At 36.4% G+C, this 23,421-nt stretch carries 23 protein-coding genes; 18 read left to right on the top strand and 5 right to left on the bottom strand.

What is annotated here, in order from left to right; all coding sequences use genetic code 11:
* Positions 1-89: 89 nt before the first annotated feature.
* The 15 genes from E5D58_RS04365 to cysK all read left to right on the top strand — a co-directional run bounded on the left by E5D58_RS04365 (position 90) and on the right by cysK (position 17,479).
* A complete protein-coding gene (locus E5D58_RS04365; protein WP_136480625.1) occupies positions 90-740 on the top strand; it encodes a hypothetical protein in 651 nt (216 codons plus the stop codon).
* 43 nt (positions 741-783) lie between these two features.
* Positions 784-2,832, top strand: coding sequence for a sigma-54 interaction domain-containing protein (locus E5D58_RS04360; protein WP_136480624.1), 2,049 nt, complete (start codon positions 784-786; stop codon positions 2,830-2,832).
* A gap of 231 nt (positions 2,833-3,063) precedes the next feature.
* Entirely contained in the window at positions 3,064-3,372 is a 309-nt protein-coding gene (locus E5D58_RS04355; RefSeq protein WP_136480623.1) for a hypothetical protein, read from the top strand.
* A 49-nt stretch (positions 3,373-3,421) separates the two neighbouring features.
* Entirely contained in the window at positions 3,422-5,719 is a 2,298-nt protein-coding gene (locus E5D58_RS04350; RefSeq protein WP_136480622.1) for an arylsulfatase, read from the top strand.
* A gap of 23 nt (positions 5,720-5,742) precedes the next feature.
* Entirely contained in the window at positions 5,743-7,389 is a 1,647-nt protein-coding gene (locus E5D58_RS04345; protein WP_136480621.1) for a hypothetical protein, read from the top strand.
* A 52-nt stretch (positions 7,390-7,441) separates the two neighbouring features.
* Positions 7,442-8,311 (top strand): MORN repeat-containing protein, encoded by an 870-nt coding sequence (locus tag E5D58_RS04340; RefSeq protein WP_136480620.1) that lies wholly within the window; start codon positions 7,442-7,444, stop codon positions 8,309-8,311.
* Positions 8,312-8,316: 5 nt separating this feature from the next.
* Positions 8,317-8,826, top strand: coding sequence for a peptidoglycan-binding domain-containing protein (locus E5D58_RS04335; protein WP_136480619.1), 510 nt, complete (start codon positions 8,317-8,319; stop codon positions 8,824-8,826).
* Between the two features lie 93 nt (positions 8,827-8,919).
* Complete coding sequence (locus tag E5D58_RS04330; RefSeq protein WP_136480618.1) at positions 8,920-10,473, top strand: arylsulfatase; 1,554 nt, start codon at positions 8,920-8,922, stop codon at positions 10,471-10,473.
* Positions 10,474-10,587: 114 nt separating this feature from the next.
* Positions 10,588-11,511 carry a transporter gene (locus E5D58_RS04325; RefSeq protein WP_136480617.1) on the top strand — a complete coding sequence of 308 codons (924 nt, stop codon included), beginning with the start codon at positions 10,588-10,590 and terminating at the stop codon, positions 11,509-11,511.
* A 10-nt stretch (positions 11,512-11,521) separates the two neighbouring features.
* Positions 11,522-12,352, top strand: a complete 831-nt coding sequence (locus E5D58_RS04320; RefSeq protein ID WP_136480616.1) for a hypothetical protein — start codon at positions 11,522-11,524, stop codon at positions 12,350-12,352.
* A gap of 52 nt (positions 12,353-12,404) precedes the next feature.
* Positions 12,405-13,253, top strand: a complete 849-nt coding sequence (locus tag E5D58_RS04315) for a hypothetical protein (RefSeq protein ID WP_136480615.1) — start codon at positions 12,405-12,407, stop codon at positions 13,251-13,253.
* A 233-nt stretch (positions 13,254-13,486) separates the two neighbouring features.
* Positions 13,487-14,215 (top strand): DUF3575 domain-containing protein, encoded by a 729-nt coding sequence (locus tag E5D58_RS04310; RefSeq protein WP_136480614.1) that lies wholly within the window; start codon positions 13,487-13,489, stop codon positions 14,213-14,215.
* 64 nt (positions 14,216-14,279) lie between these two features.
* Positions 14,280-15,818 carry a phosphatase PAP2 family protein gene (locus E5D58_RS04305; RefSeq protein ID WP_136480613.1) on the top strand — a complete coding sequence of 513 codons (1,539 nt, stop codon included), beginning with the start codon at positions 14,280-14,282 and terminating at the stop codon, positions 15,816-15,818.
* Between the two features lie 117 nt (positions 15,819-15,935).
* Positions 15,936-16,535, top strand: coding sequence for a YdeI/OmpD-associated family protein (locus E5D58_RS04300; protein WP_136480612.1), 600 nt, complete (start codon positions 15,936-15,938; stop codon positions 16,533-16,535).
* Positions 16,536-16,567: 32 nt separating this feature from the next.
* Positions 16,568-17,479 (top strand): cysteine synthase A, encoded by a 912-nt coding sequence (cysK, locus tag E5D58_RS04295; protein ID WP_136480611.1) that lies wholly within the window; start codon positions 16,568-16,570, stop codon positions 17,477-17,479.
* A gap of 73 nt (positions 17,480-17,552) precedes the next feature.
* Here the strand turns inward: cysK and yajC are convergent, their stop codons facing one another.
* From yajC to nusB, 3 genes are all read right to left on the bottom strand, one after another.
* Positions 17,553-17,849 carry a preprotein translocase subunit YajC gene (gene yajC / locus E5D58_RS04290; protein WP_136480610.1) on the bottom strand — a complete coding sequence of 99 codons (297 nt, stop codon included), beginning with the start codon at positions 17,847-17,849 and terminating at the stop codon, positions 17,553-17,555.
* Between the two features lie 18 nt (positions 17,850-17,867).
* A complete protein-coding gene (locus tag E5D58_RS04285; RefSeq protein ID WP_136480609.1) occupies positions 17,868-18,338 on the bottom strand; it encodes a DUF1573 domain-containing protein in 471 nt (156 codons plus the stop codon).
* An 82-nt stretch (positions 18,339-18,420) separates the two neighbouring features.
* Complete coding sequence (nusB, locus tag E5D58_RS04280) at positions 18,421-19,368, bottom strand: transcription antitermination factor NusB (RefSeq protein WP_136480608.1); 948 nt, start codon at positions 19,366-19,368, stop codon at positions 18,421-18,423.
* A 206-nt stretch (positions 19,369-19,574) separates the two neighbouring features.
* Here nusB and E5D58_RS04275 point away from each other — a divergent pair, with 206 nt between their 5' ends.
* Together E5D58_RS04275 and E5D58_RS04270 are read left to right on the top strand one after the other, a co-directional pair.
* Positions 19,575-21,338, top strand: a complete 1,764-nt coding sequence (locus tag E5D58_RS04275; RefSeq protein WP_136480607.1) for an ABC transporter ATP-binding protein — start codon at positions 19,575-19,577, stop codon at positions 21,336-21,338.
* Between the two features lie 154 nt (positions 21,339-21,492).
* A complete protein-coding gene (locus E5D58_RS04270) occupies positions 21,493-21,876 on the top strand; it encodes a PUR family DNA/RNA-binding protein (RefSeq protein ID WP_136480606.1) in 384 nt (127 codons plus the stop codon).
* A 122-nt stretch (positions 21,877-21,998) separates the two neighbouring features.
* Here E5D58_RS04270 and E5D58_RS04265 read toward each other — a convergent pair whose 3' ends face one another.
* A complete protein-coding gene (locus tag E5D58_RS04265) occupies positions 21,999-22,334 on the bottom strand; it encodes a tRNA-binding protein (RefSeq protein ID WP_136480605.1) in 336 nt (111 codons plus the stop codon).
* Positions 22,335-22,380: 46 nt separating this feature from the next.
* On the opposite strand from E5D58_RS04265, the gene E5D58_RS04260 reads away from it, so the two are divergent.
* Positions 22,381-22,938 carry a thioredoxin family protein gene (locus E5D58_RS04260; RefSeq protein ID WP_136480604.1) on the top strand — a complete coding sequence of 186 codons (558 nt, stop codon included), beginning with the start codon at positions 22,381-22,383 and terminating at the stop codon, positions 22,936-22,938.
* Here the strand turns inward: E5D58_RS04260 and E5D58_RS04255 are convergent.
* Positions 22,935-23,420 (bottom strand): GNAT family N-acetyltransferase, encoded by a 486-nt coding sequence (locus tag E5D58_RS04255; RefSeq protein WP_136480603.1) that lies wholly within the window; start codon positions 23,418-23,420, stop codon positions 22,935-22,937. The two genes, E5D58_RS04260 and E5D58_RS04255, sit on opposite strands and share 4 nt — an antisense overlap.
* Position 23,421: the final 1 nt, after the last annotated feature.

Below are 23,421 nucleotides of genomic sequence, written 5' to 3'. Positions count from 1 at the left end.
TACCCTTTTTTTTATAAAACATGCATCAGCAATTACTTTAAAACGTTTCAATTTTGTAAATTGGTTTAAACTAAAGTATTTAACCAACCATGAAAAAAGAACCATCCAAGGCCCAAATAGAGCGCGGTAAGGGTACACTAAAAAGTCTCACTATAGTTATTAATGTATTATATGCCTTAATGATATTTCAGGCGTTTTTAATACTCCCTCGGCCCGATGACCCTGAACTACAATTTAGTACATTAACCCAGATATATGAAGAACATGTATCTACACTTATCGTTATAGCCATTGGCCTTGTTATGGTTATAATTTACTGGATACAGTTTAATAGGCAACTTGGTAACTTAGTAAGAAGTACCCCTGCACATGCCTCGCTTACTATTCTTCAAATGTTTTGCTTAATGATTTATTTATACTTTGTTAGAATAGATATGGAAATGGACGGTTTAAAGTTTGCCTTACAAATGCAAAGTGTGTTTTTAGCTGTAGCGGGATTTCTTGGGGCCTATAATTGGATGTATGCTACAAAAAACGAATTAACATCCGATCAAATTGACGAAAAAGAAGAGAAAACCTTTTTACTGTCTTCCCTCCCAGAACCCACAGCGGCATTAATCTCCCTTCCTTTTGCTTCTATAAGTCCAACAGTTTGGACCATTTCTTTTTTAGTCATTATTCCACTTACCTACTTTTTTAAGTATTTAGAAAAACAAAAAATAAAGGCTGCCTCCAATTAGTTGAGCCTAGCACTTTTTAGTAATAATAGTTTATAACTTAGTTATGTTATCAGATTACATATTCATATTTTTTGCTGGGATAGCCATAACCACTGGAATTTCTTATTTATGGTTGGGTATTGTTAAGCATAATTCTAAATCCCCATTGTTTTTTGGGCTTTTTGCTATTTTCTCCGGGGCTTATTTTATATTAAGAACCCTTGATATAAAACATTTTGAGTTGTTCCTATTTGTTGCTGTTGGCATGTTTGTTTTATTTCCTTGGTATTTCAACTATGAATGTAATTACAGAAAAAAAACATTACCATGGACTGTAACTGCCCTAGGAGTTCTCTATTATATAACGGTTCAATTTCATATTAGGTTTGACTGGTTTCGCTTGGAATATATCTTCAGCTATTCAGCATATGCGGTAACCATATATTGTTGCTATGTGGCTCTAAAACACTTATACAATACAACAAATAAGTTACAATTACCTTTGCTATTGGCGACCATATATTACACCATATTTGTTTTAGAAGAGATTGCATACAATTATTTCGGCGCTATTTTACCATGGCGTCAACTTTTTAGTTTTACCTACTTGGACTTGTTTCCAGTATTTATTATTGGAACACAATTGGTCATTTTAGTATCGCACGACCTAGAAAAATCTAAGCTTGAAAAGTCAATCAAGTTTTATAAAAACAACCTAAATCGTATCCTCGATCAAACCAATACCATGGTAGTCTCTGTTAATCTAAACGGAGAAATCCTATACACCAATACGTTTTTTAAAAATTTGTTTCTAACCCATAACACTCAAAAAGCAACTAACCTCAAAATGCTCATTTCCAGCGGTGCTATAAATACCTTTGAAACACAGGTCTTCAATGAAGAAAACATTACAGGTAATATTATTTCTAAATTCAAACAAAACAATAAAGAAATGTCTATTGCATGGTCTTTTGTAAAAGTCAAAGCTTCGCATACTTCAAAAGCCAATAGTTACATCTACCTTTTCGGTCATGATATAACCGCCTTAGCAGAAACGGAAGAAAGCTTACGCATTGCTAATAGGGATTTAGAAATCTTAAAGAACAAACTACAACAAGAAAACATTCAACTTAAAAATGAATCTGCCCTATATCATGATTCGAATACCCTTATTGGTAAAAGTCCGAATTTCAATTATGTTATCAATAGGATAGACGATGCGGCACCTTTAAATGTACCTGTTTTACTGGAAGGCGAAACCGGAGTTGGTAAAGAATTATTTGCTAACGAAATTCACAAAAAAAGTTTGAGGCATGGACAACCTTTTGTTAAGGTAAACTGTGCCGCTATTCCAAAAGATCTTTTAGAAAGTGAACTATTCGGGTATGAAAAAGGTGCTTTTACCGGTGCTGATAAACTAAAACGCGGCCTTTTTGAACTTGCAGACAAGGGCACTTTATTTCTTGACGAATTTGGAGAACTTCCATTAAGTCTTCAACCAAAGCTGCTACGAGCTTTACAAGAAGGTGAGATACAGCGTTTAGGAGCCGAAAAAGGGATTACTATTGATACGCGAATCATTGCAGCAACCAATGTCAGTTTAGCAACGATGGTGCAAAGTGGCGAATTTAGATCTGATTTGTATTACAGAATTAACGTGTTTCCTATTACCATCCCCCCTTTAAGAAACCGAGCAACAGACATCCCTTTATTGATTCAATTCTTTATTGCTGCATTTAATAATAAATATAACCGCCATGTTAAGGAGGTTTCCCAAAACCTAATGGACGATTTAACAAACCATAAATGGCCAGGAAACGTTCGTCAATTGAAAAATGTTATTGAACGTGCTGTAATTACAACCAATGGACCTGTATTAAAACTAGCTGAAGCCCTACCAGCAAATGATAATCTTAATATAGAAGGTCGAAAGAGCCCTAAATCAATTGGGAAATTAAGTTTAACTCTAGCCGATTATGAAAGAAATTATATTGTGAAGGTTCTCGAGCAATGTAACGGACAAATATCAGGAAAAAATGGTGCTGCTAGTATTCTTGATTTACCCGCCAGTACTTTACGGTCTAAAATGAAAAAACTAAATATTAGCCGATAAATTAAGCGTAGTGCGTTTTAAAAAGCTTAGTCTGTTACGATATTTAGTCACGATATATCGCGCAAAACCATATATCGTTGTTAGTTATTTTCGCTAGCAAAACTTCAAGAAAAAAAATATCTATACAAAAACCGCTTATTTAAAGCACTTTACAGGTTCTTTTCTAACCAAAGAACATTCTTGGCACACCAATTGTCATGGACAAATTAATAACCAAGCTTAAAACCAGCCATGTACTATCTATTGCTTCGATTTGATATCCCAACAGATAAACTTTATGAATTTAATCTCTCCATGGACAGATTAGTTAAATGGCCGGTATATGCACTTTATACCTCCAATGTAAATACAGAACATAAATCGTTTGAATTTATTAAAGAGTGGGCTAAAAAAGAAAATATTAAAAAAGATCTTGATAGTCCAGATTTCACGAATTTAATGGGTGCTATCGAAGTATTAGGATTCTTAAAGCATTTTAATATTCATGAAGGTAAAACACTAGAAGATTTTGAAAATAATTACATAAAACATAAAGTTTAACCGAACAAAAACTAACAACTTCAAACCATAATCAAAAAATTCAAACACAATGAAAAACATCCAGCTAACCATATTAAGTGTATTTTTATGCTCGGTGTTTGTTTTGAATGCACAAGACAAACAATTCAAAGGTAAAATAGGAACCACATTAGCGGATTCTGAAGAATATTGGCCAGAACCTACAAAAGCGCCTGAGGGAGCCCCAAACGTACTCATCTGGCTCATTGATGACATGGGGTTCGGGCATTCTAGTGCCTTTGGAGGACTAACCCCAATGCCAACTATAGAAAAGCTGTCTAAGAACGGTTTACGCTTTAACAATTTTCATACTACCGCTTTATGTTCACCTTCAAGAGCAGCTATAGCAGCAGGACGAAACCATCACAACATTGGTATGGGATCTCACTCGCTAACCGCAATGGGGTTCCCTGGGTACAACGCCCACCCACCAGAATCTGCTAAAGGATTTTCAGAAATCCTTAAAAGAGAAGGATGGTCTACCATGTTTATTGGCAAATGGGATCATACCCCACAATGGGAAAGCACCTTTGCTGGCCCTTTTGACCGCTGGCCTTCTGGTGATGGATGGGAACACTTTTATGGTTTTATGTCGGGAGATATGAACAACTTCAACCCCATCATGTGGATAGACCATACGCCTATGCAACCCAATTATGATCAACCGGGATATCATGTAAATGAAGATATGGCCGATACTGCAATCAATTGGATCTCTATGCTAAAAGCATCCGACCACGATAAACCATTTTGTATGTTTTGGGCAACCGGCGCTGTACACGCCCCACATCAAGCTCCAAAAAATTGGGTAGAGAAATTTAAAGGTAAATTTAATATGGGGTATGATAAAGCCAGAGAATTAATATTAGCCAACCAAATTGAAATGGGTATTGTACCAAAAGGCACAAAATTATCGCCTCGAGACGAAACCATTCCTGCTTGGGAAACCCTTAATGATCAAGAAAAAGAATTGTATGGCAGGCAAATGGAAGCTTTTGCTGGGCAATTAGCTTATACAGATTATGAGTTTGGTCGTGTTTTAGATTACCTTGAAAAAATAGGCGAACTTGATAACACTGTAGTAATTTTTACTTCAGACAATGGAGGCTCTGGAGAAGGCGGTTTACATGGTACGTTTAACGAAAATGGTTTTTTTAATGGGGTACCAAATATTCCTTATGAAACCAATAGCCAATACATGAACGAATGGGGTAATAAAATTGGCGTTTGGCACGTCACTGCCGGATGGACCCAAGCTGGAAACACACCATTTCAATATTACAAACAATCTGCTCATAGAGGTGGTAATGCAGATGCCTTGGTTATTTCTTGGCCAAAAGGTATTGACAAAGAAAATAACGGACAAGTAAGAGAACAATACCATCACATTATTGATATTGCGCCAACCATTCTTGAAGCTGCTGGTGTTGAAGCTCCAGAGGTTATTGATGGTGTAAAACAAATGCCTTTTGATGGGGTGCCTATGAACTATTCGTTTAATAAACCAAAAGCAAAAGACACCCGCAATGTACAGTACTATGAGTTATTTGGAAACCGCGCTATTTATGCCGATGGTTGGACTGCAGTAACGCTTCATAGAGGCAAAAGACCATGGGTACTAAATGCTACAGGATCTATTGAAGATGATAAATGGGAGCTTTATAATTTAAAAGAGGATTTTTCTCAAAGCAATAATGTTGCCGATAAGTATCCTGAAAAACTCGCTGAACTTAGAGCGCTTTTCAAAGAAGAGGCTCTCAAAAACAATGTACTACCTATAGATGGCGATGTTGGACCACGCTTAGCTAAAATGCAAGCGCAAGCAGCTCCGCAAGAAAAAGAATTGGTGTACTGGCCGCCTTCGGCAATTCGTGTGCATGAGTCAGTGGCACCTCCAGTGAAAAACAAATCTCATGAGTTAATTGCAGAAATGGAAATTCCCGCCTCTGGTGCAGATGGTATGCTAGTCACAGCTGGCGGCCGTACGTCTGGATATGCACTCATGATTTTAGATAATCAATTAATATATATCTATAACTATATAGGGCACAGAACGGTACTCATGTCCTCTGAGAATGTTCCTGTTGGTAAATCAGAATTAAAAATGGTCTTTACAAAAACAGGTGAGTTTAAAGGCGATGCCGAACTTTTCATAAACGGAAAAAGTGTGGGGAAAGTAGAAATTCCTAAAACCATTCCTGCCACCTATAGTATAGAGGAAACCTTTGATGTTGGTCAAGACACAGGATCTCCTATTATAGAAGATACCTACGCTGTACCATTTAAAAACACGGCCTTACAAAAATTAACGGTCTTGGTTGGAGAATAAAAATGAAAACAAATTTAATCTCAATGAAAAAAGAAAACCTAATACTATTTTTTCTCATACTTATAACGCTTCTTGGATGCAAAGAACAAATAAAAGAGGCTGAAGAAGCAAAAGAAGAAATAAAAACGACAAAACTTAGTCACCAACTCCCTCCTACTAATCCTTTCTTAATTGCGAATAGTAGTTATCCGTCAGTACATTCAAACCCTGCCCAAAGTGACGTTACCAAATGGGCAACTTGGAATGAAAACATAGCCATTAAGGCGGAAAACACACAATGGTTACCATGGGTAACTTCCATAGGTACAGTACATCGTCCTTATGGTAATGGTGAGGAAGCTTTGTTTGTTTCTGGAACCAATAAAATTGGAAAAATCAAAATCACTAATGGCGCTTTTGAATGGGTTGATGAAGTGGTGGTGCCTGGATATGACTATGACGTACCCTCTGAGAACGAAATAGAAGCAACCGTTAATGAGATGATAGCCGGTGGAACCGATGAATCTAAATACCTACCGCCCTATGCAAAACATGTTAAAGCGATTAAGCAAAGTTCAGCAAATATTGGAAATGGTATATATACCATGATGGACCATGAAGGGAACTATTTCTGCGGATTCGGAACCTCTATATTCAAGGTTAGTGATAAAACACCTGGAGATATCAATTCTAAAATTGAAATTGTAAAAGCATTTGATGTCAAAGATGGCGTAACACCAGAAGAAGCCAAACAAATTAGTAGAATATTTGCATTAGGGATGACCTATGATGGTAATATTGCTGTGGCGATGCCTGGCATCATTGCTGTTTTAGACAGAAACCTTGAAAATATGCAATATGTTATTCTTGAAGGTGAAGCGGTAGATAATGGTATTAGCATCGATGATAACGGGGGGATTTATTGTGTAACCTCAAAGTACATGCGGAAGATTGTATGGGACGGTAAAAAAATATCGGATAAGGAAGAAGATGGCGCATGGAAATCAGAATACGATTATGTTCCCAATCCAAAAGCACTTTCAAGAGGCTCAGGAAATACACCATCTTTAATGGGGTATGGCCCTGATGAAGACCATTTAGTTTTTGTTGCCGATGCTGGAGATGATATTAGTGCGGTCGCATTTTGGCGCGATGACATCCCTGAAGATTTCAAACAAAAAGAAGGCACCAAATCAAGACGAATTGCAGACCAGATAAAACTTAAAATAGATGTTCCTGCAACTATTGAGTGGTCGCCACATATTTACGGAAATGGCGTTATGATGATGGCTTCTGCTTGGCCAGACCCTGTCTATGATGAACATGACAAACTAGCAATTTTTGAAACGGTTTTAACTGCAGGTGTGACTAGACAACCTCCTACTGGCGTAGAAAAATGGAGTTGGGATAAGGAAACCTACAGTTTAAAAAGCGATTGGACCATACAACGTGGGTTGCAATGGGCACTCTATCCGGTTTCTGCTTCAGCAAATACAGTAACGCTTACAATAGCCGAAGAAGGAAATTATGCGCTACAAACGGTTGATTGGAATACAGGTAAAGAAGTGTCTACAACCAACTTAGGGAACAATCCTATTTTTAACACCGCAGGTGGCTTATTTATTCCTATTGATGAAGATAGAATTTATATCACTGGTGTTATGGGCCCTGTTATGATTACGAAACCTTAAATAAAATGACCTCGTTAAGTAACTGAATTATAATGTAAATAATTTATAGCTCATGAAAACAAAATATCAATTCCATGCAATGCACTCCTTGTTATACCTAATTTTATTAGTAGGACTAGGTGCGCCTTCGAGTGCCCAAAACGCTAATCATTTGGATACAAGTGGCACATGGCTTAACGACCCTATTACGGACTGTAAAGTTTGGAATTCTAAACCAATTGGCAATGAGACTATTAGCTGGTCTGGAGGCTGTGATGAGAATAACCAAGCATCTGGTAATGGCGTTTTAGTTTGGCTAAAAGACGGTAAAATTGTAGGCAGGTTTACAGGAACCATGAATAAGGGTAAAGCCCAAGGTTATGGAACATTATACTTTGAAGTTGACGATGGCTATGCCCAATATAAAGGTGATTTTAAACATAGTGAGATGCACGGTAAAGGGGTTATGCTTTTTCCTGACAAAAGCCGTGTAGAAGGCGACTTTAAACACGATGCCATGAACGGCTTTATAAAAGCCATAAACGCAGATGGTGGTAGTTACGAGGGTGCGGTAAAAAACAATGTACCCCATGGCACGGGCTACCAAATTACACCCGGCAAAGAGGAGTACTTTGGTGACTTTGTAAATGGAAAACGTGACGGACAAGGCACCCTCCTACTTCCCAATGGAGATACCTATAAAGGGCAATTTAAAAACGATTTAGCAGAAGGCTCTGGATTATTAACTACAGTCACTGGAGAACGCTATGAAGGATCATTTAAAAACGGTAAACCCGATGGTTCTGGTATCTATACAGCAACAAATGGCGACATCGCCAAAGGCCAATTTGTACAGGGAGAACCCGATGGTAAGATTACATTTACCCTTAAAGATGGAAGTACTAAAGAAGAAGAATGGAAAAATGGAAAACAAATAAAATAACGCACATGAAACCTAAATATATCATTTTTACCATCGTATTTATAACGACTGCTTTGATAAGTCAATCAACATTACAGGCTCAAGTTATGGGTCGCGCCTTTGGCGGTGCTTTAGGAGGTGCGGCTTTAGGCTCTTTGGTTGGTGGGCGCGATGGAGCGCAAACAGGAGCTATTATTGGAGGGGTTGTAGGTTTAGCGCAAGGTGCCCAAGAAAAGAAACAACGTGAAGCCTATGCACGGCAGCAAGCAGAAAGACAAAGAATACAAGCTGCTCAGGAACAAGCTGAAAATGAAAGACGTAAAAAACAAGACGCACAAAAAGAAAAAACATCAGGAACCATCTTAGAAATTCAGAAATGCCTAGTTCGCCTAGGCTATGACCCTGGAGATATTAACGGAAAAATGCAATCCAGCACTCAAAATGCCATACGTTTATACGAACAAAAGTATGGTTTACTGGAAACTGGACGACCATCACAAGAGTTACTAAAACATATGCTTAAAAATGGTGGTTAAGGCTAAAAAAATAAACACAAGCACTAAAGATTAATAGCAACTAATCTGATAAATAATTATCTTGTATTTAAATTAACATCAAAAATCAAATTTATGAAGAAAACAAGTTTATCCATTATAATGCTATTTTGTATTATTTTTGGATCTTTCGCTCAAAAAAACAAAAAACCAAATATCCTTGTGATATGGGGTGATGACATTGGTCAATTTAATGTAAGTGCCTATAATATGGGCATGATGGGCTATAAAACGCCTAATATTGATCGTATTGGAAAAGAAGGCGCCACATTCACAGATTGGTATGGCCAACAAAGCTGTACTGCTGGTCGTGCCGCTTTCATCACCGGGCAATCGCCAATAAGAACAGGACTTACAAAAGTAGGTTTACCTGGTGCTCCAGAGGGTATGAAAATTGAGGATCCTACTATCGCCGCTTTACTAAAAGACCATGGCTATGTAACCGGTCAATTTGGTAAAAACCATTTAGGCGATAGGGACGATATGCTGCCTACCAACCATGGTTTTGACGAGTTTTTTGGTAACCTGTATCACTTAAATGCCGAGGAAGAACCAGAATTACCAGACTATCCAACAAACTTCAAATTCGATGATGGATCGACTATGAAAGAACGTTTTGGACCTCGTGGGGTTATTCATTCGTTTGCCGATGGTAAAATTGAAGATACAGGACCATTAACAAAAAAACGTATGGAAACTGTAGATGTAGAAGTGACAGACGCCGCTTTACGCTTTATGGATGATGCCGTAAAAGATGACAAGCCTTTCTTTGTTTGGTGGAACAGTACGCGTATGCACGTATGGACGCACTTAAAACCAGAATCTGAAGGAAAAACTGGACTAGGCGTTTATGCTGATGGTATGGTTGAACACGATGCCATGGTAGGACAGCTTTTAGATAAGCTTGAAGAGTTAGGAATTGCAGATAATACCATCGTCATGTATTCTACCGACAATGGTGCTGAAGTATTTACTTGGCCCGATGGTGGAACAACCATGTTTGCAGGAGAAAAAGCAACGCAATGGGAAGGTGGTTTTAGAGTACCTACGGTTATAAGATGGCCGGGAGTCATTAAACCAGGTACAATTATTAATGACATTGGCGCCCATGAGGATATGCTACCTACCTTTTTAGCCGCGGCTGGAGATACACAAGTTAAGGAGAAACTAAAAAAAGGGATGCAAGGACAATCTTTAAATAGAAATTACAAAGTGCACCTTGACGGGTACAACCTTATTCCTGCATTTAAAGGCGAATCTGAATGGCCGCGTAAAGAGTTTTTATACTGGACGGATGATGGTTCTTGCGCTGCACTACGCTACAATAACTGGAAAATAACTTTCTTAAGACAAAATGCACATGGTATGCACGTATGGCAAGCCCCCTACGAACAATTACGTATGCCTATGGTGGGTAACTTAAGATCCGACCCATTTGAGAGAGCCCACCATGAAGCTATAGGTTACGGGAAGTGGCAATTTGAACATATGTTTGTTTTTGCCCCTGCTGGCTTTTATGTTGGTAATTGGCTGCAAAGCTTTAAAGAGTTTCCTCCAAGACAAAAACCAGGAAGCTTTAGTTTAGACCGTGTTATGGAACAAGTAACCAAAGGAGCTGGAGATAAATAACCTTTTTACCACGATTAATAGCAGCATGATTAAGCAAAAACCGAATTGTTTTTATATTCGGTTTTTGTTTCGCATGTTCATTTAATCTTGCAGATGGCGATAGAATAATGAATCATGAAAGTATTAAAATTGTCTTTTTTCATTTTCATATTCCTAGTTTTTGGGGATTCTAGTTATGCACAAGATCTAGAACCACGAGCCATAACAAATTTACCTATCGGCACTAATTTTTTATTAGGTAGTTATGCATATACAAGCGGTAATATCTTATTAGACCCTTCCCTACCTATTGATGGATTAGATGCTAGACTGAACAGCTTTGTTTTTGCCTATGTAAGATCCATTAATTTTTTTGGGCAGTCAGCTAAAATTGATGCGGTACTCCCCTATGTTTTTGGAGATTGGAATGGTGAAGTTGTAGGTTTACCCGACCGCTTTTCACAAGATGGTTTTGGCGATTTAAGAGTACGCTTATCCTTTAACTTTTTGAACTCACCAGCCATGTCTATAACAGAGTTTTCCAATTATACAGCAGATGTTATCTCAGGTTTTAGTATACAAGTGATTGTGCCCACTGGGAAATACAACTCTAATGAATTGGTAAACTTGGGATCCAATAGATTGGCCTTTAAGCCACAATGGGGGTTCGCCAAAACTCTTAATAAATGGAATATCGAAACCTATGCCAGCATCTGGCTGTTTACCAATAACACAAATTACCTAAACGGAAACAAACTAGGGCAAAAACCGCTTTACACAGTCAAATTTCACCTTATAAGAGATCTGCCAGAAAACATGTGGATATCGGCCAACATTGGATATGGCATTGGAGGTCGTGTGATAGTCAATAATGTAGAGCGCGATTCTAAAATTTCTGCTATGCGATTTGGTCTGCACTATGCCATACCCATTAACAGACATGCCCTTAAAATTGGCTATGTTTCAGGCATACGATTTGAAAGAGGTAGTGATTTTGACGCCCTAACATTAACGTATCAATACAGATGGCATACATCTGCAAAACAACTTACAAATTAACACTTATAATATGAAACATTTTTTACTTTTAATTTTCCTTTCCGCATCGTTAATCTCTTTTTCACAAGAGGAAGAAAATTCAGGAGAAGGTGGACAGGATGATACCACCAAAGCACTAGATGCAACGGCAACACAATGGAGTTTTCAATTTGCTTATCAAAGCATGCCAGATTATTACAGCGACATTGTAAACGGTGCTCCTAGAGCAGCCGGTTTAGATAATTATGTGCAACTTCGCATTGTCGCACCAATCCCTTTAAAAGGCCTTACTATTTTGCCACGCGTTACTTTAAGGCATTATGAAAATGTGAATACTGGAGACAGCGGCATAGGAAACACGGAGATTTTTGCCTTAATCATACCAAAGGCCTTTGATTGGGGAACAGGACGTACTGGTATAGGTCCAATGGTAACCCTTCCAGGAAATGAAAAGGTAGCTAGAGATGAATGGGGTTATGGGCTTTCTGGGGCCTTAGTAAACACCTCGGGACGTTGGTTTTATGGTGTTTTACTAACACAGTCATGGCGATCTATTGATCCGCGTACATTACCTGCAGGATCCGCCACTACCAACCCTTTAGGAATTGCACCGTTTTTAAATTATAGATTTGGAGACTCGGGATACTATGCCGGAAATGGCGATATGGTGGCACAATACGATTGGAGTAGTAAAAGTTTTTATCTCCCCATAGGACTTCGTTTGGGTAAAGTTTGGGTTTTAGATAAAGGCTCTATTAATGCCTATGCAGAATATCAAACAAGTGCACTATATAAAAGTTGGGAGGGGCCAGCAGTTCAAAACTCCTTTCGATTAAACTTTACCTATACCATGCCTATTTAATTTAGGATAGATACAATATGCCTTTTAAAGAATGGCGCTAAACAACAAACCAATGAAAGTGTACAAGAAGCTATTTAGACTGTTTATAATTCTCTTCTCTGTTAGTTTTAACACTTATGCGCAAGAAGAAGCTCATAATGAAACAACTCGTGAGGGTAGAGAAAGCACGAAACCTTTTTACAGATTAGACTCCCAAAGAACTTGGCCATTTTTCAGTTTTCTTAATGACTCAGGGGATGATGCGAGTACCCTAGGCTTAGAATTTGAGAGCACCATAAAAGTAGGAAAGTATAATATTAAAAACATCTCTTACTTTGAGGTAAATCAATACCCAAGACCCATTCCAGGGCAGCCAGTTGGAAACCCTATTGAAGGCGGAAATATAAAAGCCGTAGATGGCATTAACGATTTACTTATGGGCTTTTGGTTTACTAAAAAGGGAGCACACCATGGGAAACATCATCTATCACTGGGATTTGCAGCTCAATTACCCACTGCTGCAGACCCTTCATTAGGAAGTGGCAAATGGTCTATTGGGCCTAGCTTTGACTATGAATATGAAAATGGCAGATTATTTGCTGGAGCCATAGCGCTTCAACTTTGGTCTGTTGCCGGATCATCACAACGAAAAGATGTAAATATGCTTATGATTAAACCCTTTGTTGTATATAATGTAGCTAAAAGATTCGACCTTATTTATATGCCTTATGGGGTATCTGTATACTGGAATAAGCCATCTAGCGAGGCTGTTTATTTACCTCTGGGAGGTGGTGGCCAATACCAATTCCCTTTAGGAAAAACAACAACACTTAATACAGGCCTTCAATTCTTTAAAAATGTAATAAGGCCTACCAAGGGAACCGTATATGATTTACGTTTTTTAATAGAATTTGTGTTTTAAGCTGACATACAAAATAAACAATTCAAAAAATGAAGCAACAATGAATAAAGTAAGACATCTTTTCACCAATAACAAAAAGTCCTCAGTGCTCTTATTAATTTGTAAAGTTGTGTTTTGCTTTCACTTATTAAATTTTGCTTCTAAAACAACAATATTTAGAGGAGTTATGCTGTCCCAATAGTACAACCTTTTTCAAACTTAAATACGAATTAGAACTAACAATAAAATTTATTATGAAATCGCTATTACCAATCCTTATCCTTCTTCTTAGCATGGCTCCGGTACTAGCCCAAGAAGAACAAAAAGAAACAAGACCTATGCATAAAAACGAGGTCAAGTTTCAATTAACAGATGTTATTAACGGCAGATATACCGTAGGTTACGAACGGGCAGTTGGTAGGCACATTGGTGTAGCATTAAGCGTTGGTAACAAAACCAAAGACGGCTTGCTAAAAATCTCAGGGCTTGATTCTGAATTCTTCAAAACTAATGACTTGACATATAGCGGATTTAGAATTGTTCCGGAAGTTAAGTATTATCTAAACGAACATACTCAGGGCATGCTTAGCGGGTTTTATTTTGGAGCGTATATCACCTATGTTAATTTAAAGTCTGAATTCAAAGGCATATATATGAATGAGGATGGAGATTTCCCTTTTCACTATGATGTAAACATAAGAACCAATAGTCTAGGGTTTATGGTGGGCTATAAATTACCTGTCTCCAAACGATTTTATATCGATTTTATGATTGCAGGTCCAGGCGCTGGAAATTATAGATTTGAGTTCAAAGAAATAGTCGCCGCACCAGATGAATTTTGGATTGATCTTAATGATGAACTAGAATTAATTTCTATTTTTGATTTAATTAATGCAGATTTCGAGTTTTCATCATCAAACACTAGTGACAGCCTAATATTACCTTCTTTTAGGTATGGCATTACTTTAGGTTACTCATTTTAATAATTTAATAGTAGTGTACAACATACGCTTTCTTAAAAAACTAAATAACAAAACGACTACAAACATGAGAATTTCAATAGCTTTTATATTAAGTCTAACCATAAATTTTGGTTTTGCTCAATATACATTAAACCCTAAGACAAAGGCTAGTTTTGCTTCCAATTATAGTAAGACAAACAATAACTTAAGACCATCGCAGAATATAAATTTCCATCAACTATATGTAAATAAAAACGGTGAGTATGAAAATACCCATAATAATTTTTCAAATGCAGCAGACGGTAAATTTGCCAACGATTACTTTAATCTGCAAGATTCAAGCCTAGTAGTAAAGGAAAAATGGTACAAGACAGACACTGGAACGTCCCTATTAATAGCTGGAGGATTAATTACGGCGGGTACTATCATGCATTTTAATACCGACTTTAAAGTTGGGGTAAAAGATGAAATTAATAGGTATTTACCAAATTTCCATAATACGATTGAAGATATCACGCAATACGTGCCCTATGCTGCCGTATTTGCCTTAGATGCTGCAGGCATAAAAAGTAAGCATAGTACGTATCGTAAAATGTCTACTATTGGAACAGCCATAGGAATCAATATTATTGTGGTTCAAGGAATGAAGTATAGTATTGCAGAGCCTAGACCTGATGGTTCTGCCAATAATTCTTTCCCTTCGGGGCACACAGCCACCGCTTTTATGGGAGCGCATATATTTCATAAAGAATACAAACACCGCAGCCCATTTTATAGTATAGCAGCCTATACTTTGGCCACATTTACAGGCGTTATGAGGCAATTAAATGACAGACACTGGATTTCTGATGTGTTTGCCGGAGCCGGTATTGGTATTGGTTCTACAGAACTTGCTTACTTTTTAAATGATGGCTGGTGGAAAGAAAAAGGTATTAATAACATAGAAATTACAGAACGTAAAATTAATGAATCGAAACCGTCTTTTCTTGGCGTTAAAGTGGGGTATGCTAGTTTGGTTAATTCTACGGATGGCAATGAGCCGGGTCTTGAAGCTAAAGAAGGGTTTAAGATTTCGTTTGAAGGGGCATACTTTTTTAACAGACATTTAGGTTTAGGAGGTGAAATAGGGTTTCAAAGTTTCCCAAACACGATAAGCGATGCTTTAAAAGCTGAATTTGATGCTGCCGGATTTGAGGTGCTACCGCAATCTGCAGGTAACAGACTGTATTATTTTGGACCACATTATCAAATACCTTTTGGTAAAAATATTTTAGGAGCAAAATTACAAGCAGGGGTTGTTTCTGGTCCTAATACCAAGATTTTTGTTAGAGAAAAACAAAATACATTTGATTTAAAGGAAGATCCGCCACAAGAGTTTGTTTATGCCGATTACGATCCCAAGACATCTTTTAGTTGGACTTCGGGCCTATATTACAAAAGGGTTATTAGCAAAAATTTATCTTTAGGTGCTTTCTTTGATTATAACTGGGCCGATTTAAAATATGACGTCACCTATATGGAAGATTTTAATAATGGTGCTCCAATTTATTTTCCTAAAGAGCGTAAAACTACAAACTACGATTCTTATGCCTTTGGTGCTAATGTTAATATAATGCTGTGGTAATAAAATAAGACTGAATAAGCGCCATTGCTAAGGACACACTAATTACAGCCAATAGATTTTAATTAAACTAAAATTTATTGGCTATTTTTATTAATTCATTATTTAACTCCTTCAAAAATGAAAAAAGTAAGTTCTGTTGAAGAATATATTGAAGTACATGCTCACTACAGGGAGGCTTTAAAATTATTACGAAGCATTATACGCTCCACAGAACTAGAAGAATATATAAAATGGAATGCTCCTGTATATGCTCTAAATAATAAAAACGTTCTAAGCATGGGGGCTTTTAAAAACCACTTTGGTATCTGGTTTTTTAATGGCGTTTTTTTAGAAGATAAACTCCAAGTATTACAAAATGCCCAAGAGAATAAAACCAAAGCCATGCGTCAAATGCATTTTAAAAACATTGAGGATATAAATACAGAGATTGTTTTGGCCTATGTAAAAGAAGCCATTGAAAATCAGAAATTAGGAAAAGAAATCAAGCCAGATCGCTCTAAAAAAGAAATACGTATTCCTGATCTTTTAAAAGCTCTTTTAAAAAACAATGCGTCCATGAAACTAGCTTTTGAAAGATTATCGCCTGCAAAACAAAGAGAGTATTGCGAGCATATATCCTCCGCCAAAAAAGAAACGACCAAACAAAACCGACTAGATAAGATAAAACCTTTAATTTTAAAAGGTGTCGGTTTAAATGATAAGTACAAAAACTGTTAACATTACATATAAAGCTATTTAAATAAATCATTATGAAAATTAATAACATTTTAGAAGGCGTTGGTGACACCCCCGTGGTGAGATTGAGCAAATTATTCCCAGATGCCAATGTATGGATGAAGCTTGAAAAAGCAAACCCAGGGGGAAGTATTAAAGACCGTATTGCCTTATCGATGATAGAAGATGCCGAAAGCAAAGGACTTATTACAAAGGACACAGACATTATAGAACCCACATCGGGCAATACAGGCGTTGGTTTAGCCATGGTATGCGCTGTGAAAGGATACAAACTTACTTTGGTAATGCCAGAATCGATGTCTGTAGAAAGACGCGCTTTGATGGCAGCTTATGGGGCTAACTTAGTTCTAACACCAAAGGAAGAAGGACTAGGCGGTACTATTGCCAAAGCAGACGACATGGTGGCAAAAAATAAAAATGCTTGGATGCCGTCGCAATTTACAAACCCTGCAAACCCAGAAATTCATAGGCAAACTACAGCCAAGGAAGTTATTAACGATTTCCCTAATGGGATCGATTATTTAATTACTGGTGTGGGAACAGGTGGTCACATTACGGGTATGGCAGAAGTTTTAAAAGAAAAATTCTCTGGTTTAAAAGTATATGCTGTAGAACCTAACGATTCTCCTGTTCTATCTGGTGGCGAACCAGGACCACATCCTCTACAAGGCATTGGCCCAGGTTTTTTCCCTGAAGTATTAAATAGAGCTTCCCTAGATGGCGCGATTAGAATTACAAAAGAAGAAGCTTTTGCTGAAGTACAGAATATAGCAAAAACCGAAGGCATATTGGTTGGTATATCTTCTGGAGCATCTTTAGCTGCTGTTAGAAAAAAAATAAACGAATTTAATTCAAACGACATCGTACTCACCATGAATTATGACACTGGTGAACGGTATATTTCTATAGATGGCTTACTATCGTAACGGGTGTTAAAAAACAAAAAAGGCTTACTAATTGCAATTAGGAAGCCTTTTTTGTTAAAGATAATCTATAGCCTTATTTAGCTTTTTCTGGTGCGTTAAGTTTTGAACTTAACTCCATAGAAATTGAAGATCTATCAAATTTTAGTTTACCAGCCATGGTCTCTAAAACACAGCTGTTATCTTTATCGTTTAATTCGGCTACCTTACCGTGTAAACCACTTTTGGTAATCACTTTATCACCGCGCTTTAACTCTGCAGCGAATTTCTTTTCTTTTTTTGCTCGTTTCATTTGTGGTGCAATCATAAAGAAATAAACCACAACGAACATTAATACGAATGGTAATAAACTACCTATTCCACCTTCTCCCATATTATTTAAATTTAGCTTTTAGCTTGTTGGTTTTGCTTTATTAGGATCTGGTTTTACAAAAGCTGTAATTTTAACTAGTTCCGATCCCTTTTCAGTGTTGGCTGTAACTGTAATTGTTTTTGTTATTTTGTTAGACCCACTACCGTTAAACTTTACAGTAAACTTTCCTGTAGCACCTGGAGCCAATGGTTCTCTGCTCCAATCTTGTGGCACTGTACAACCGCAAGAACTCTTAATATCTGTAATAACTAATGGTGCATCGCCCGTATTTTTATAACTAAAAACAGTTTCAACCGCCTGTCTTGATTCTATTTCTCCAAAATCGTGCTCTTTTTTATCAAACTCTATCACTGGGAATTTTGAAGCCACAGCATCTCTTTCAGCAGCCGCTTCAATATTTCGCGCTTCTATCTTCTGGGCAGCATTTTCTTTACAAGATGCAAACGCTAGCAAGCACAAAGTACTTAATCCTAAAACTATTTTTCTCATAACTCTTATTTAAAAATTTTGGTCTGTAAAAATAATAATTATTTGGTCTACTAAAAACTTTTATAACGTTCTTAACAGATGGCTACATTAAGCCCCGTCCTACTTTTTTTAATGTACCCGAAGATTCATACTCCTTAACAAGCTTATCCAAAATACCATTAATAAAAATACTGCTTTTAGGTGTAGAATACTCTTTAGATATTTCTAAATACTCATTAATAGTAACTTTAACTGGTATCGATGGAAAGTTTTTTAACTCAGATATGGCCATCTGTAATAGAACATAATCAACATTGGCAATGCGGTCGGCATCCCAGTTTTTAGTTTTCTCCTCAATTTCTTTATTGATTGCCGTTCTATTTAAAAGTGTCTTTCTAAACAAATCGATAGCAAACTGTTTGTCTTCATGGTCTTTATACAGCTTAGGCACAAAATAACGCTCTGGCGCTGTATTTTTCACTTTTCGAAGCATCTTTAAAATGGTGGTATTTACAGTTGGTAAATCGTCTAACCAAGTTAAATTTTTATCTTCTAAATAATCGTAAAGTTTATCGTTTGGAGCAATAACCTCTTTAAAAATGTCAACAATAAAGTCTTTATCTTCTTTAAAATCAGAGACTCTAGTGCTCATGTAATCTTGGTAAAGATCGCTAGCTAATATTTCCTTAAAAATAACGTCCACATACTCACCATCCAATTCCCAATTCGAAATCTTATGTGCCTCGAATGCTTCATTTAAACTTGTATTAGACTTTAAAAGTTTAAGAAGTTGATTATTAATAAATTTTCTATTGGGATCTTTGTCTTCCTTAGTAGGAAGGTGTTTGTTCTGTTTTTTTTGTAAATCGTTTTCAGCTCTCTTTTGAACCTCTATTAACAAAGACATTATTAAGAGGTAGAGATTAAACATATTATCAATACTAAAAAGTAAAAACTTCTGATCTTTACTTAAATCGTCGCTTTCGCTCCCTTTAAAAGCATATAACGTTTGCATTACTTTTACACGAATATGTCGTCTGCTTAACATCATTACAAAGAACTTTATTTAAAAAATATGAAGACTTTCATTGTTTTTACCAGGGCAAAAATAATACTATATTTAATATAACCTGCAGTAATATTCATTTTATTATTTTCATGACGCTTTAAGCTATATTTAACATAGCACGCTTTATTTACGCGCGTATACTAATCTTTTAAACCCTATATTTGCGCTTCTATTTGTGTTCATTGCTCATGAAAGAATTACAACATTTAAATAAATACTTTTTAAAGTACAAGACTCATTTGGTTCTTGGTATTATCATTACCATTGTAGCCAGGATATTTTTGCTTTATACACCAAGATATGTTAAGCAAATATTTGTTGTTATTGAAAAACACACCAACGGCGGGGTTTCTCTAGACATCGTTAAATCTGAACTTACGGAGGTTATTCTACTAATAATTGGTGCCGCAGTAATTGGCGGTGTTTTAACGTTTTTTATGAGGCAAACCATAATAAACGTATCCCGTTATATTGAATACGACCTTAAGAATGAGATTTATGAGCAATACCAAAAACTAACTCTTAATTTTTACAAAAAGAATAGAACTGGTGATTTAATGAATAGAATTACTGAAGATGTTGGTAGGGTTAGAATGTACGCCGGGCCCGCCATTATGTACAGCATCAATACGATTGCCCTATTTGTAATTGTTATTATTTACATGGTTAATGCATCACCAAAATTAACCTTGTATACTATTTTACCGCTACCCATTCTTTCAGTAATTATTTATAAACTCAGTAAAGAAATACATAAACGTAGCACCATTGTGCAAGAGTACTTATCTAAGCTTTCCACTTACACCCAAGAGTCATTTAGTGGTATTTCTGTTATTAAAGCCTATAGTATAGAGCCGCAAACTTCAACAAATTTTAAAACTCTAGCAGCAGAAAGTAAAGGGAAACAAATTGAATTAACTAAGGTGCAAGCTTGGTTTTTCCCAATGATGATTTTACTAATAGGCGCCAGTAATTTGCTGGTTATTTATGTTGGTGGCATGCAATATATAAACGGAGAAATTGAAAGTATTGGTACCATTGCAGAGTTTATTATTTATGTGAACATGCTTACATGGCCCGTAGCTACTGTTGGGTGGGTTACCTCCATTGTACAACAGGCAGAGGCCTCCCAAAAACGTATCAATGAGTTTTTAAAAATTGAACCCGAAATAAAAAATACCGCTACACAACCCAGTAGGATAACCGGAGACATTTGTTTTAAGGATGTTTATTTTACCTATGATGATACTAATATTGAAGCCCTAAAAGGCATCAGCTTTAATATAAAACAAGGCGATACTTTGGCAATCCTTGGAAAAACAGGATCGGGTAAATCTACAATTTTAGACTTAATTGGAAGGCTCTATGATATTGATAAAGGTTCCATTACCATTGCCGATACAGAAATTACTCAGCTTAATTTAACAGATCTCAGAAACCATATTGGCTATGTGCCCCAAGATGCCTTCTTATTTTCAGATACCATAAAAACCAACATAAAATTTGGAAATCAAAAGGCTACTGATGAAGACGTTATTGCCGCTGCCAAAAACGCACAGGTTCATAAAAATATTATCAAATTCAATAAAGGTTATGATACCGTTTTAGGAGAACGTGGTATTACACTTTCAGGTGGACAGAAACAGCGTGTTTCTATTGCTAGAGCAATTATTAAATCTCCAGAAATTCTTTTGTTTGACGACTGTTTATCTGCTGTTGATACAGAAACGGAAGAAAAAATACTAAAAAATCTCAATAAAATATCTAAAGGGAAAACCACTATTATAGTGAGTCACCGTGTGTCTTCTGCCAAAAATGCCGATAAAATAATTGTACTAGACGATGGTAAGATTGTACAAGAAGGTACGCACGACACCCTTATACACTCGGAAGGGTATTACAAACATTTATACTTAAAACAGCTAAGCGAAAACACCTCCAGCAATTCATAAGGATTTAATTAATAGACATCTAAATGAAATTGATTTGAACGAAACGCAGCAAAAAGTAACATTTCAAAAAGAAACCTCATAAAATGTTGGTTAGTAACGGTTTTTTTTAGATTTTTGATACACAAATGAAATTTATCAAATTTTAAATTCAATTATGAATAATAACGGTATGATGGAGAAAGAGGAAATTTTTTCGAAAGTTCTTAGAGCTGGGAGACGCACTTATTTTTTTGATGTAAGAGCAACAAAAGCAGAAGATTATTACTTAACGATTACTGAAAGTAAAAAATTTACAAACGATGACGGATCGTTTCATTACAAGAAGCATAAAATCTACATTTACAAAGAGGACTTTGCCGAATTTAAAGAGATTTTAGCTGAAATGACTGATTATATTATTAGTGAAAAAGGAGATGAAGTTATTAGCGAACGTCACCAAAAAGACTTCAAGAAGGATTATGATCAAGCACCTAGGGCTACTGAAGATCAATTAAAAACACCTGGGAGTTTCACAGATATTGACTTTGATGATATTTAAAACACCTAGTTAACAAATATAACCGCTACCGATGGATAGCGGTTTTTTTATATCTATTCTTAACCAATTGTAATGGCCAACGAAAACTATAAAACAACACTTCTTATAAATAGATGAATGTATCAACTTACCGGAGTGCCATTTTTTACTTTAACTTCGTTCTTTAGTAATATAACGTCTTTGCCATGCACTGCTCCCAGGACTAAACATTCACTCATAAATTTACCAATCTGTTTTTTAGGAAAATTAATCACAGCCACCACTTGCCTATTTATTAGGGCTTCCTTTGTGTACAAACTCGTTATCTGTGCAGAAGACTTCTTAACACCCAGGTCTCCAAAGTCTATCATTAATTTATAAGCTGGGTGTCTGGCCTCAGGAAAGTCTTTAGCTTCTATAATGGTCCCTATTCTGAGATCAACTTTTTTAAAATCCTCAAAAGTTATTACAGCATTCATTTTTTAAAAATACAAATAATCACGAACTTTGAGTAAAAATTGAATCATGGCTAGAACTCCTTCAAACATGCTACCTTTAGGTACCAAAGCTCCTTATTTTGAATTACTGGACACCGTTAGTGGTAAACTTATGAATTTGGACAATCTTAAAGGTAAAAATGGTACGGTAATTATGTTTATTTGTAACCACTGCCCTTTTGTTATTCATGTAAATAGTCAATTGATATCTTTGGCTAATGAGTTCCAATCAAAGGATATTAGCTTTATCGCAATATCGAGTAATGATGTTATAAACTACCCACAAGATTCTCCAGAAAACATGAAAAAACATGCAGTAACAGAGGGGTATCCCTTCCCTTACTTGTATGACGAAAGTCAAAATGTAGCCCATGCATACGATGCTGCTTGCACCCCTGATTTTTATGTTTTTGATAATATGCTTGAATTGGTTTACAGAGGCCAGCTTGATGATTCAAGACCTGAAAACGGAATTGCATTAACTGGAAGCGATTTAAAGCATGCCTTGGAATGTTTGATTGCAGGAAAACCTAATGAAAACCCCCAGAAACCAAGCATTGGGTGCAATATAAAATGGAAAAACTAATGAAGTTTTAGTTGCCAAATACCTACATGCTGCCATTCCCCAAACTTTAATCCAACTTCTTTAAGTTCGGCTACTTTTTTAAAGCCAAATTTTTCATGGAGTTTAATACTTGCTGCATTGGGTATGGTAAGAACTCCCAAGACCGTATGCAATTCTGTTTTTCTTAACTGTCTAATTAGCGTTTCATATAACTTGGTTCCAATTTGCTTTCCATGAACTGTATGTTTAACATATACCGTTGACTCAGCTACATAATCATATGCTGGTTTTGGTCTAAACCTACTCCCATAGGCATACCCCACTATTTCCCCTTCTAATTGGTAAACAATACATGGGTAGGCGTTATTTATACGCGTTAGCTTGTTGCTAAACGTTTCTAACGTAAGTGGTTCAATATCAAATGTGGCCGTTGTATTAAGTACATAATAATTATAAATATCCAGTAACTCTTGAGCATCAGTTATTTGAAATGGTCTAATCATT

Source organism: Cognatitamlana onchidii (assembly GCF_004804355.1).
Lineage (GTDB): Bacteria > Bacteroidota > Bacteroidia > Flavobacteriales > Flavobacteriaceae > Cognatitamlana > Cognatitamlana onchidii.
This window is presented reverse-complemented; position numbering and strand designations above follow the sequence as displayed.